Here is a 12,935-nt window from a genome sequence, read left to right as displayed (position 1 = left end):
AATCGGTCGAGGGCTTATCCAATACACAAGCAACAAGCTTGCACACACTCGTTAGATCGCATCTAGTTTTCAAGGAATGACCACACTTCGGTGTGGTTTTTTTATTTTACTCGTATCTAATGAAATATAAATTTTCAAGTCGGAAAAAATTCGGCCCACTGGAGGGGCAGGTCTGCCGATCCCTTTTCATGGTTGGGCTACTGGCATTGCAAATTGAGACTCCAGAACAGGCACATCGTCATCGAGGAGAGGGCTCTCACAGATTTTTCCGGCCGATTGGATTACTCCGCAGAACGCAGGGGAATACTACCATCTATATTCAATTTATGGTGGAACCGAACTCGGGGGAGGTTAATGATATGACTTTAAGTATTGTGTTGATGGTCATTCAATTATTCTTTGCGGTGGTGATCGGACTTTACTTTTGGAATTTGCTTCGTAACCAGCAAAGCAATAAAGTGGCCGTTGACCGTGAATCCCGAAAAGAAATGGAAAAGCTAAGAAAGCTGCGCTCGATATCGCTGTCTAAACCGCTCGCTGAGCGTACGAGACCCGCAACAATGGAAGATATCGTCGGCCAGAAGGAAGGCCTTAAGGCGCTAAAAGCGGCGCTCTGCGGTCCTAATCCGCAGCATGTGATCATTTATGGGCCCCCTGGCGTAGGAAAAACAGCTGCGGCGAGAGTAGTGCTCGAGGAAGCGAAGAAAAATCCGGAATCGCCGTTTCGGTCAGATGCGAAGTTTACGGAAATCGATGCGACTACAGCTCGTTTTGACGAACGCGGCATTGCTGACCCGCTGATTGGATCTGTTCACGATCCAATTTATCAGGGTGCAGGCGCCATGGGAGTGGCCGGTATTCCGCAGCCGAAGCCGGGAGCGGTAAGCAAGGCTCATGGCGGAGTTCTTTTTATTGATGAAATTGGCGAATTGCATCCGATTCAAATGAACAAGCTGTTAAAGGTGCTTGAGGATCGTAAGGTGTTTTTGGAGAGCGCATATTACAATTCAGAGGATGCCAATACGCCAAACTACATTCATGACATTTTTCAAAACGGGCTTCCCGCTGATTTTCGGCTCGTCGGTGCAACAACAAGAACCCCGTCAGAACTACCGCCGGCGATTCGTTCCCGTTGTATGGAAATCTTTTTCAGACCGCTGCTTCAGGGAGAAATTGCAGAAATTGCCCGAAACGCGATCGAAAAGATCGGTTTTCCGGTAAATGTAGAAGCGGTGAACGTAGTGACCCGCTATGCGACGAACGGCCGTGAGGCAGTGAATATTATTCAGCTTGCCGCAGGTATTGCCATGACGGAAAAAAGGAAAGATATCCAAGCGGCCGATGTGGAATGGGTCGTAAACAGCAGCCAGATTCAGCCGCGTCCTGAGCGAAAGGTGCATAGCGAAGCACAGGTTGGACTCGTCAATGGACTCGCCGTATATGGTCCTAATTTAGGATCTTTACTTGAAATTGAAGTGACGGCCATTCCAGCGCCTGCTGCAGGAACCGGAAAATTCAATATTACCGGTGTTGTAGACGAGGAGGAGCTGGGAGGCGGAGGCAAAACACTGCGGCGTAAAAGCATGGCAAGAGGCTCTGTGGAAAATGTGCTGACGGTGCTGCGTCGTTTTGGCTTACAGCCGAGTGATTTCGATCTCCATATTAACTTTCCGGGGGGCATCCCGATAGACGGGCCATCTGCAGGAATCGCAATGGCGACGTCGATCGCGTCGGCCATGCTCGGAATTCCTGTAGACAATAAGCTTGCGATGACCGGAGAAGTAAGTATTCACGGCCGGGTGAAGCCGGTTGGAGGCGTCGTGGCCAAAGTGGAAGCAGCCTTTCAAGCAGGGGCAACGACGGTGTTAATTCCGAAGGAGAATTGGCAGGACCTGTTTGCTGATCTCAACGGATTGCGAGTTGTCCCCGTCGAACGAATTGATGAAGTTTTTGAATTGGCACTCGGAGTAACAAGAGTACAAACGGAAGAAAAGCTAGGACCTACCGCTGCCCCAGAACGGCTGCCAGCTGCTTCATATCCGGTTTTGCATGCGACGGATTCCTCGGGTATATCCACGTCCGGTTCGGCAAACTAAAGCAGAGGGCGCAGCGAATTGGTGTTTTGATTTTACATTTGGTAAAATGATCCTTACATGCGCACAAACAACATGGGGGTGCTGGTGTTGGCTCAAGGCAAGCCGAAAGGGCGTCGATTGCCCTTACTTCCGCTGCGCGGATTGCTAGTCTATCCAAGTATGGTGTTGCATCTTGACGTCGGGCGGGAAAAGTCCGTCAAGGCGCTTGAAACGGCCATGCTGGAGGACAGCGTGATTTTACTTTGCTCCCAGTCGGAAATTCACATCGAAGAACCGTCTCCCGACGATATTTATCGGGTAGGGACCATTTCTAAGGTTCGGCAAATGCTAAAGCTGCCGAACGGCACGATTCGTGTGCTTGTTGAAGGACTTGTCCGGGCAGAAATATTGGAATTCGCGGAAACATCCGAATTTTATGAAGTACAGGTTCAGGAGCTCCCGGAACAGGAAGAAACGAACTCGGAAATTGACGCGTTAATGCGTACGGTTTTGACTCAGTTCGAGCATTATATCAACCTTTCCAAGAAGGTTACTCCGGAAACGCTTGCTGCGGTATCGGATATCGATGAGCCCGGCCGTTTGGCGGACGTCATCTGCAGTCATCTTGCGCTGAAAATCAAGGATAAACAGGAAATCCTCGAAACGATCGATGTTCGCGAGCGGTTGGAAAAGCTGCTTGATATTTTGAATAACGAGCGTGAAGTGCTGGAGCTGGAACGTAAAATTTCCCAGCGCGTCAAGAAGCAGATGGAAAAGACGCAGAAGGAATACTATTTGCGTGAGCAGATGAAGGCCATTCAGAAGGAGCTTGGCGAAAAAGAAGGGCGAGCAGGCGAGGTGGAAGAGCTTCGTCAGCAGTTGGCCGATTCGAGTGTACCGGAAAAGGTGAAAGAGAAGGTTGAAAAGGAAATCGACCGTCTCGAGAAAATGCCGGCAACTTCGGCGGAAGGCAGCGTTATTCGCAATTATATTGACTGGCTATTGGGACTGCCTTGGGGCAAGTTTACGGAAGACGATCTAGATATGGCAAGGGCGGAAGATGTTCTAGAAGCCGATCATTACGGACTTGAAAAGCCAAAGGAACGTGTTCTTGAATATTTAGCCGTTCAAAAGCTGGTCAAGAAGCTGAAAGGTCCGATCCTATGCTTAGTAGGTCCGCCGGGGGTCGGTAAGACGTCTCTAGCCCGTTCCATTGCGAAATCACTCGGACGTGAATTCGTACGGATTTCTTTGGGCGGCGTTCGCGATGAAGCGGAGATCCGCGGTCACCGCAGAACCTATGTCGGTGCAATGCCGGGCCGGATCATTCAAGGGATGAAGACCGCAGGAACGATGAATCCGGTGTTCTTGCTTGACGAGATCGACAAGATGGCAATGGATTTTCGAGGCGACCCTGCTGCAGCCCTGCTTGAGGTGCTGGATCCGGAGCAAAACTCTACATTTAGCGATCACTTCGTGGAGCTGCCGTTCGATTTGTCTAACGTCATGTTCGTAACGACAGCGAATGCGATCCATACGATTCCGCGACCGCTTTTGGACCGGATGGAGGTTCTCTACATTCCAGGTTATACCGAGCTTGAGAAGCTCCAAATCGCGATCAAGTACCTGCTTCCAAAACAGAAGAAGGATCACGGACTAGAAGATGAGCAGCTTACGATCAGCGATGAACTTCTGCTCAAGATCGTCCGCGACTACACGAGGGAATCCGGCGTACGGAATTTGGAGCAGCAGGTTGCGTCCGTTTGCCGTAAAGCAGCGAAGCAGATTGTTTCCGGGCATGCGACGAGTATTGTAATGACCGAAGAGCAGCTGAAAGAATACTTAGGACCAAGCAAATTCCGATACGGTATGGCGGAGCAAACCGACCAGGTTGGCGTGGTGAGCGGCCTGGCGTGGACCGAGGTTGGCGGAGATACGATGTCGATTGAGGTCACCGTTATGCCGGGATCCGGGAAGCTTACCTTAACCGGTAAGCTAGGTGATGTGATGAAAGAATCGGCGCAGGCCGCATTCAGCTACTGCCGCTCCAAGATCGGTGAATTCGATATTCCGGCCGATTTCCATGAGAAGAAGGACATTCACATTCATATCCCTGAGGGTGCTATCCCGAAGGATGGCCCTTCTGCAGGCATTACGATGGCGACAGCACTCATCTCGGCCTTATCCAACATCCCGGTAAGCCGGACGGTTGCGATGACCGGGGAAATTACGCTGCGCGGCCGTGTGCTTCCGATCGGCGGTTTGAAGGAAAAAACATTGGCTGCTCATCGTGCTGGCATCCGCACGGTGCTTGTGCCGAAGGATAACGAGAAGGATTTAAAGGACATTCCAGAGAGCGTCAGCAAGGATCTGACGTTCCACTTGGTCGGACATATGGATGAGGTACTGAAGCATGCTCTTGTCCGCCCGATCATGAAACAAACAGAGAGAGTGACGGTTCATGAAGGTTAACGAAGCCGAATTCGTCATTAGCGCGATGTATCCTGAACAATTCCCAACGGACGCTCTGCCGGAGATTGCCCTGGCAGGGCGTTCCAATGTTGGGAAGTCATCCTTAATCAACAGGATGATTCAAAGGAAAAACTTAGCGCGGACGAGTTCCACACCAGGGAAGACCCAGCAGCTCAACTACTACCGCATTAATTCATCCATTTATTTCGTCGATTTTCCGGGATACGGTTTTGCAAAGGTTTCTAAAACGCTCCGGGAAAAATGGGGGCAACTGATTGAATCCTACATTTTGGACAGGCCTTCTTTAAAGCTTGTGCTGCAAATTATTGATATCCGTCACCCGCCGACGAAAGACGATCAAATGATGTATGATTGGCTGAAGCATTATGATATGCCGGTATGTGTCGTGGCAACCAAGGCGGATAAAATTGCCCGGGGCCGCTGGGATCATCACATTAAAATTGTACGCAATACGCTAAAGACAACGCCTGAGGATCAAATTGTGCTGTTCTCTTCGGAAACAGGGGTTGGCAAGGATCAATTATGGGGAATTATTCAGGAAGCAATTGAAAAAGAGAGATAAACCGATGCGAATGCGTCGGTTTTTTTCGTATATGGCTTGAAAACTGGGGTTTGCTTGGAATGGCAAGGGGAAAACGCGGATTTTTCAGAAATTTGCAGGAATATCGCAATTAGCATGGTGTGATTCCGGTCTGAATATATTGTATAATAAGAACTGGGTCAGTTTAGATTAAGCAGTGAAATTCAATGAATAGGGGATTTTTTTATGGCTCAGCGGTTAGCGACAGAATACGTCCAAACCTGTCTGACACTTACGGAAGCAGAAATGCAACGTTTTATCCAACTGTTCTCAGAGAATGAAGTCAGCTTGCAGGAAAAAGTATTGGAAAATGGTAACCAAGAGGTGGTACTTGAAGACGAGGCGGGCAAACCTGTCGTGCTCTCGTTCCAAAAAAAACTCGGCAAATATGTCGCCGAAGGCTCCTGCCGACTAAACAGCCCCAAACTAGCAAACGCGATGCGCAAAGCGGTATCCGCATTTAAGGGCAGCGCAATCGTAAACCGTATATACCCGAATTACGTTATGGTCTATCAATATAAGAATGGTTCTGTTATTAAGATTACGGAACTATCGGGCGGTAAAAGCAAGGTCGTATACGAATATAAGGATACCGTCGGACAGCTGCAGAGGTTGTTTGACAGTCGGAAGACCGAGGCGGAAATTAAAGTGGCTCAGTTGGAAATTGACGAGCTGCTGGACCTAAGGCTTCGTTCCAATGAAGAAGAAATTACGGCTATTGACGAGAAGCTTAAACAATTAGTACACAAGTTATTTGTGTTCGAAGCGTAAAGCTGTATGCTCCGTGAATCCTTCACGGGGCTTTTTTGTTGTTACAGCTTTACAAAACGTTTAGGTTGCTTTTAGAACAAGGACGACCCGTATCTCATATGTTACTATCGTGATTCAACGAAGAAACCGAAACGCTGCATGACCTGAAAAAATTGTTAATTTCAAAAAAAGTATTGCAATTCGGACGCTAAGATGTTATTTTAAACTTCGTTGAAATTCATATAGGAACCAGGATTCACTCAGGACATTGAATGTTGCGAGAGATTATTCCCTCGGGTAGTGAATGACGTAGGTCCTAGCGGATGAAATTTTTCACAAAAATTTTATTCCTGGGAAGGGGGAGCCGAAAGATGGAATATTCGACTTTCGGAAGGCATGTTGCGGTGGACACTTGGGGAGTAGATTTTGACAAATTAAACAGTGCCGAATGGTTGCAGGCGAACATGGTGGAAGCTGCGGAGGTATGCGGTGCTACCGTATTGTCCGTTCAAGCGAAGCAATTCGAACCGCAAGGCGCGACAGTGCTTGTATTGCTGTCGGAAAGTCATCTCTCCATCCATACGTATCCTGAGAAAGGATTTGCCGCAATTGATTGCTATACCTGCGGTGAGACGGTTGACCCGCAAGCGGCGATCGACTATCTGGTTTCTGTACTGAAGCCGGAAAAAACCTACGCGAAGAAGCTCGTTCGCGGACTTGGCGAAATGGAAGTTTTGACTCCTGAGATGAAAACAGCAGTCACAGCGAAGTAACAACATATGATGAGATCAAGTGTGACCACGGAATTGTCCGTGGTCATTTTGTTTATCTCCTGTCCATATGATGGTAGAAGTGCTGTGGACAGGAGGGTATAAGGATGAGGAAAAAGCGTGTAATGGTTTGGATCGTTGCTTTGGGGCTGTTCGCCCTAACGGTTTTCCAGCTCGTTCAGAATTCTTCGGAAAAACGTAGTGTAGGCGATGCCCCCTATTTATTGTTTCAGGTTTCTTGGTTTCAGGTAGAGATGCTGAACAGCGTAATGCAGGGAAGTACAGCAGCCGGATCAACTAATGCGCTGGAGGAGCTGAAAAACCAAGCTTACTCCGTTAGTTACTCCCATGACAGACTTGCACTTGCATTCGGTCAGGAGCGGATTCCTCCGCTGCAAAGTGCATCGGCGATCGTGCAGTACATTACGAGGCTGCAAATCGGCGGAGACCGTCCTCTCAAGAAGGAAGAGACCCAAGTCCTCGTAACGCTCTCTGAACGCTTACAAAAGCTCTATGAAGCCTACGGTGCGCTTGTGAGCGAAAACGGCCAGGTCATCAAATCTCAAAAGGATAAGATCATCCAAATAGATGCCGAAATGGCCGAGCTTTTGAAACAAAAAATGCTTCAATAAGAAAGGATAAGGGAAATAGGAAGGGATACACTAATAAGAGCAGTGCTTGGGGCAAAAAATGTGCGGAATCGGCTGGTTCATAATTTCTACAAAATTTTTATGAGCAAGCTTAACTATATATGATATAATGCAGTATAAATTATAAACATTATAATCTGGCTGGAGGTGAAGCCCTATGCACATTATAGCTGTCGGTTTAAACTACCGCACTGCACCAGTTGAGGTTCGTGAGAAATTTACGATTGCAGCTGAGAACATGCCCCTGGCACTGCAGCAGCTCATACAAACAAAAAGCATGCTGGAATGTGTCATTGTGGCTACCTGCAACAGGACGGAAATATATGCAATCGTTGACCGGTTCCAAATTTGCGGGCAGTATGTCCGGAGCTTCATGGAGAAATGGTTTCATATTCCCCGTGCTGAATTCAACAACCATTTATATATTTACGAGGATGAGCGGGCCATTGAGCATTTGATGCGTGTTGCTTGTGGATTGGATTCGATGGTGCTTGGCGAGACGCAAATATTAGGCCAAGTAAAGGATGCCTTCCAGTTGGCGCAAAGCCAAGGGGTCACCGGAACGATCTTTAACCAGCTTTTTAAGCAGGCAATCACGGTGGCGAAGCGTGCACATTCCGAGACGACGATCGGTGAAAATGCGGTTTCGGTAAGCTACGCGGCCATTGAGCTGGGGAAACGAATATTTGGTGATTTTTCGGGCAAGAAGGTACTGATCGTCGGCGCCGGTAAAATGAGCGAGTTAACGGTGAAGCATTTGAAGTCCAATGGTGCGGCGAAGGTCATGGTGGTGAACCGGACGAAAGCCAGAGCCGAGGAGCTGGCCGAGAAAATCGGCGGCGTTGCTTATGATATGAGCGATATTTCATCCGTGCTGCGGGAAGCCGACGTAGTCATTTCATCAACCGGAGCGAAGGGGTACGTGCTTTCCCAGAATGAAGTACGCCCGGCTGTGGAAGAAAGAGCGTCGAGGCCGCTGTTTATGATCGATATTGCTGTGCCTCGCGATTTGGACCCTGCGCTATCCGATCTGCCGAACGTCTATTTGTACGATATTGACGATCTAGAAGGCATTGTGGAAGCGAACATGGAGCAGCGTCGTAAGGAAGCCGATAAAATTGCATACATGATTCGCGAGGAAATGGATGCCTTTAAGCAGTGGAATAAGCTGCTCGGAGTAAGTCCGGTTATTCGCGCGCTTCAGGAAAAAGCGGCTGAGATTCATGAAGAGACGATGGCGAGCCTGTTGAACAAACTGCCTGGATTAAGCGAACGGGAACAAAAAGCACTTCGTAAGATTACCAAAAGCATGCTGAATCAATTAACCCATGATCCGATTCTCCGTATTAAAGAAATGGCGGCTGATAAGGGCGGGGATGAGGCGCTCAAGACGTTTACTGCTATTTTCGCTTTGGAAGAGCGGCTTGCCCAGCAGGAATTAAATGAAATCAGTGCGGCGTCTGCCAAACGGGTTACTGGGACTTCGGGGGAAGGCGATAAGCGCTCGATCGTCGCAAAGCTGGCGGCGGCAACGGAACGGCTGGCACGAATTTAGCTTCTTTCGGGGGCGTCGATATGTTAACGAACAATTGGATCTATGACGCGATAATTTATATATATGCCCTGAGCCTGTTGTTTTATTTCTCCGATGCAGTAAATAAAAATCGGAGTGCGAAGCGGATGGGTACAGGGCTGCTTGTTTTTGTTTGGGTGCTGCAAACGGTATACTTTGTTATAAGGCTCATTCAGCATCGGGATATGCCAACGCTGTCGATGTTTGAGTTTTTATTTTTCTTTTCATGGCTTATGGTGACGATTTCGCTCTTGGTCAACCGCTTTTTTAATATGGAGCTTCTCGTCTTCATTGTGAATGTTGTTGGGTTCGCGGTGCTTACGCTGAATCTGCTTACCGATCCGAATGCAGCGATGCCGATCGCGCAGGAAGAGAGACTTAACGATATGCTCATTTTTCATATTGTTATGGCGGTCTGCAGTTACGCAGCGTTTACGCTAGCGACTATTTTATCGGGGATGTATTTATTTTTGCACAGAAGCTTGAAAAATAAAAAGTTTGCGATTATGAAACGATTTCCATCCCTTGATAAAATCGATAAGTGGATTTTAGTGACGACCTCCATTGGAACGCCGCTGCTTGTACTCTCTTTATCGCTTGGAGTCGTTACGATTATCGCAGGCAATCATTCCATTCGTATGCTTTTCGATTCAAAGGTGTTTAGTTCGGTGCTGGTTTTGGGGGCTTATTCGCATTATTTCCTCCTTCGGCTCATACTAAAAGTTCCGGGAACTCGTCTTGCAGCCTGGACGATCGGTTCTTTTGCCGTACTGCTGATGAACTTGCTGTTAAACCCTTTTTCGATGTTTCATTAAACAGGACAGGGGCGTATGAGAAATGGACCCTCGCATGGTATACCCGGCGATGCTGGACATCGCGAATCGCCCCTGCCTCGTGGTCGGCGGAGGGAAGGTTGCCGAACGGAAAATTCGTTCCTTGCTTGATGCTCATGCATCGGTTACTGTCGTTAGCCCTCAAATTACAGATGTGATTCGCAGCTGGCGCGATAAGGGTCAGCTTTCGCTGTTTTTAAGGAACTACCAGCAGGGAGATGCTGACGGAGCGGTGCTTGTCTTTGCTGCAACCGATCATGCAGATATTAATCGGCAGGTTGCGGAGGACTGCCGGGGCACTTGGGTAAATGTGGCCGATAGCCCTGAACTCAGCACCTTCACCGTACCCTCCTCTTTTCAGAAGGGATTGCTGCGGGTAGCTGTCTCCACATCCGGCGCCAGTCCCGCCTATGCTGCTGCACTATGCAGGCAGCTCGAAGAGCAGGTCGGGGAAGATATCGAGCGCTATTTGGATATGCTGGAAACATATAGAAACCTCGTCAAACAAACCATTACAGACGCGCACAGACGCAGCACGCTGCTTCGGGATATCGTTAAGCTTGAGCCGCAGCAGTTATTGCTGGACGGCTTACAGCCTTATCTAGAAGCGCTCAAGGAGGAAGCAGAATGAAACGAACAATTGTTGTCGGAACGCGGGGAAGTGCTCTAGCACTTACTCAAACAGGACAGGTCATCGATGCGCTTCGTGCGATTTGCGAAGAGAAGGGACTGCCCTATGACTTTGAAATTTATAAGATCGTTACGAAGGGCGATCAAATCCTAGACGTTACCTTATCGAAAGTCGGCGGAAAAGGCCTCTTTGTGAAAGAAATCGAACAAGCGATGCTGGATCAAACGATCGATATTGCAGTACATAGCATGAAGGATGTACCCTCGGTGCTTCCAGACGAATTGATGCTGGCGGCTGTGCCGAAGCGCATTGATCCAAGGGATGTATACATATCGAAAAATGGAAAACCATTAGACGCGCTTCCGAAAGGCGCCGTGGTCGGTACGAGCAGTCTTCGCCGTGCCTGTCAAATTCAGGAGCTGCGTCCTGATGTAACGATTAAGCCGATTCGCGGAAACATTGACACGAGAATGAGGAAGCTTGCTGAGGAAGATTTCGATGCGATTATTCTCGCGGCCGCGGGCCTTCTCCGTACGGGCTGGGAGGATCGGGTGCATCAATATCTTGAGCCGGAGCTTTGCTTGCCTGCCGTTGGACAGGGTGCGCTCGGGATCGAATGCCGTGCGGACGACACCGATGTGGTTGAGCTGCTTCAGCTTTACAACGATCGCGAAACAGAGTGGACCGTTGCTGCAGAACGAGCGTTCTTGGCCCGTTTAAACGGCGGCTGCCAAGTTCCGATTGCGGCTTATGCAGAGCGCAGAGGAGAAGACATTTATTTGCGCGGACTCGTTGGCCGTCCGGATGGGAGCAGCATGCTGCGAACCGAAGGAGTTGGACGCGATCCGGCGGAGCTGGGGAAAAAGCTTGCGGAGCAGCTGATCGCGCAGGGGGCGGATCGGATATTAGCCGAGTTTGGGCATGAAGTAGAAAACGAATAGAGACCGGCCGAGGGGGAGATTTCGGATGGAGAAAGCAAGCCAGGGGAAAGAGACTCAAGCGGGTAAGGTTTTTCTCATTGGGGCAGGACCTGGAGACCCGAAGCTGATTACTGTAAAAGGGCTGGAAGCCTTAAAGCGGGCCGATGTTGTCGTTTATGATCGGCTTGCTTCCCCGCGTCTGCTGCAGTATGCGCGGCCGGAAGCGGAAAAGATTTTTGTAGGGAAGCTGCCTGACAAACACATGATGAAGCAAGAGGACATTAATCGTTTACTCGTGGACCTTGGCTTGCAGGGGAAGCTGGTTGCGAGGTTAAAGGGCGGGGATCCCTCTGTCTTCGGCCGGGTTGGCGAAGAGGCTGAGCTGCTGGCGGAATGCGGCGTTCCTTTTGAAATTGTGCCCGGTATTACCTCCTCAATTGCGGTTCCGGCTTATGCTGGAATTCCTGTGACCCACCGTGATTTTACAAGCTCGTTTTCAATCGTGACCGGTCATGAATATCCGAACAAAACCTATAACAAGATCAATTGGCCGAATCTGGCGCAGGCGTCAGGAACTCTTATTTTTTTGATGGGCGTCGCCAATTTGGAAAATATTTGTCACGAGCTTATTACGGGAGGGAAATCTCCACAAACGCCGGTAGCTCTGATCCGCTGGGGAACCTGGATGGAGCAGGAGACACTTACCGGTACATTAGAAACGATCGTGGAGCAGGTAAAGAAGGCAGAGTTCCGTTCTCCCGCGGTTATCATTGTTGGAGAGGTTGTACGTCTTCGCGAGAAGATCGCTTGGTTTGAAAAACGGCCGATGTTCGGGCGCCGGGTACTCGTAACACGCTCGCGTTCGCAATCGAGTGACCTAACCGATGCGATTGAACGCTTGGGCGGGGAAGCTGTCGAGCTTCCGGTTATCCGCATTCAGCCAACAAGCGAGCCTGCGGCATCCGCGGCTTTCAATGAAGCGCTGGATCGGCTGCCTGAATACGATTGGATCGTCTTTACCAGCGCCAACGGCGTAGAGCATATGCTTCAGCGGATGCGTGAAAGAAAGCTCGATATCCGCCGTATGGCCCGCGCTAAAATCGCCGCGGTTGGACCTAAAACGGAGGATACGCTGGCCAAATATGGCCTGATCACCGAAGTGCTGCCGTCCCAAGGTGAATTCCGGGCGGAGCAGCTGCCGGAGGCGCTGGCTGATTTTGTGAAGCCGGGCGAGACGGTATTTTTGCCGAGAGGAAATTTGGCGGACACCGAGCTGCCGAAACGCTTGCGTGAAATGGGATTGAAAACGGTGGAAGCCGTCGCATATGAAAACGTACCGGAAACGTGCGGGGGCGAGGAAGGTCTTGAGATGCTGCTGGAGGGCGGGGTCGACACAGTTACGTTTACGAGCTCCTCCACGGTAGTAAACCTGATTGAACTGCTAAAGCGTCAAGGAATAGAGGAGCCTGCGGTGCTGTTAAACCGCTTGAACATTGCTTGTATCGGCCCGGTTACGGCCAAGGCGGCGGAAGACGCGGGCTTGCGCATTACCGCTGTATCGGAACGGGCGACAATTTCTTCGCTGGTGGATACACTGCTGCTGCCCGAAATGACCGTACGCTTACCAAGAAAAGGCGAAAAATAAATTTTGCTCGTGAAA

The 12,935-nt window shown here is 49.6% G+C and carries 11 protein-coding genes; all 11 read left to right on the top strand.

Features of this window, described 5'->3' with window-relative positions; genetic code table 11:
* Window positions 1–359: 359 nt before the first annotated feature.
* Window positions 360–2,096: an ATP-dependent protease LonB gene (lonB, locus tag GQS10_RS03150; RefSeq protein WP_166238898.1), complete on the top strand. Its 1,737-nt coding sequence runs from the start codon at window positions 360–362 to the stop codon at window positions 2,094–2,096.
* A 57-nt stretch (window positions 2,097–2,153) separates the two neighbouring features.
* Window positions 2,154–4,547: an endopeptidase La gene (gene lon, locus GQS10_RS03145; protein WP_243734910.1), complete on the top strand. Its 2,394-nt coding sequence runs from the start codon at window positions 2,154–2,156 to the stop codon at window positions 4,545–4,547.
* On the top strand, window positions 4,537–5,130 hold the full coding sequence (gene yihA / locus GQS10_RS03140; protein WP_166238896.1) for a ribosome biogenesis GTP-binding protein YihA/YsxC: 594 nt from the start codon (window positions 4,537–4,539) through the stop codon (window positions 5,128–5,130). The genes lon and yihA overlap by 11 nt, the downstream gene beginning before the upstream one ends.
* A gap of 204 nt (window positions 5,131–5,334) precedes the next feature.
* Window positions 5,335–5,919 carry a non-ribosomal peptide synthetase module gene (locus GQS10_RS03135; protein ID WP_166238894.1) on the top strand — a complete coding sequence of 195 codons (585 nt, stop codon included), beginning with the start codon at window positions 5,335–5,337 and terminating at the stop codon, window positions 5,917–5,919.
* Between the two features lie 350 nt (window positions 5,920–6,269).
* Complete coding sequence (speD, locus tag GQS10_RS03130) at window positions 6,270–6,671, top strand: adenosylmethionine decarboxylase (RefSeq protein WP_166238892.1); 402 nt, start codon at window positions 6,270–6,272, stop codon at window positions 6,669–6,671.
* A 104-nt stretch (window positions 6,672–6,775) separates the two neighbouring features.
* On the top strand, window positions 6,776–7,300 hold the full coding sequence (locus GQS10_RS03125) for an S-adenosylmethionine decarboxylase (RefSeq protein ID WP_166238890.1): 525 nt from the start codon (window positions 6,776–6,778) through the stop codon (window positions 7,298–7,300).
* A 175-nt stretch (window positions 7,301–7,475) separates the two neighbouring features.
* Window positions 7,476–8,873 carry a glutamyl-tRNA reductase gene (gene hemA / locus GQS10_RS03120; protein ID WP_166238888.1) on the top strand — a complete coding sequence of 466 codons (1,398 nt, stop codon included), beginning with the start codon at window positions 7,476–7,478 and terminating at the stop codon, window positions 8,871–8,873.
* A 20-nt stretch (window positions 8,874–8,893) separates the two neighbouring features.
* Window positions 8,894–9,706, top strand: coding sequence for a cytochrome c biogenesis protein CcsA (gene ccsA, locus GQS10_RS03115; protein ID WP_166238886.1), 813 nt, complete (start codon window positions 8,894–8,896; stop codon window positions 9,704–9,706).
* 22 nt (window positions 9,707–9,728) lie between these two features.
* Window positions 9,729–10,355: a precorrin-2 dehydrogenase/sirohydrochlorin ferrochelatase family protein gene (locus tag GQS10_RS03110; RefSeq protein WP_166238884.1), complete on the top strand. Its 627-nt coding sequence runs from the start codon at window positions 9,729–9,731 to the stop codon at window positions 10,353–10,355.
* Window positions 10,352–11,296, top strand: coding sequence for a hydroxymethylbilane synthase (gene hemC / locus GQS10_RS03105; protein ID WP_166238882.1), 945 nt, complete (start codon window positions 10,352–10,354; stop codon window positions 11,294–11,296). Before GQS10_RS03110 ends, hemC begins: the two co-directional genes overlap by 4 nt.
* A 25-nt stretch (window positions 11,297–11,321) precedes the next feature.
* Window positions 11,322–12,920 carry a uroporphyrinogen-III C-methyltransferase gene (cobA, locus tag GQS10_RS03100; RefSeq protein WP_166238880.1) on the top strand — a complete coding sequence of 533 codons (1,599 nt, stop codon included), beginning with the start codon at window positions 11,322–11,324 and terminating at the stop codon, window positions 12,918–12,920.
* Window positions 12,921–12,935: the final 15 nt, after the last annotated feature.

The sequence above is a fragment of the Paenibacillus turpanensis genome (assembly GCF_011421635.1).
Lineage (GTDB): Bacteria > Bacillota > Bacilli > Paenibacillales > YIM-B00363 > Paenibacillus_AK > Paenibacillus_AK turpanensis.
Note: the sequence above shows the minus strand (reverse complement) of the source record. Positions and strands in the feature narration are given on the sequence as shown.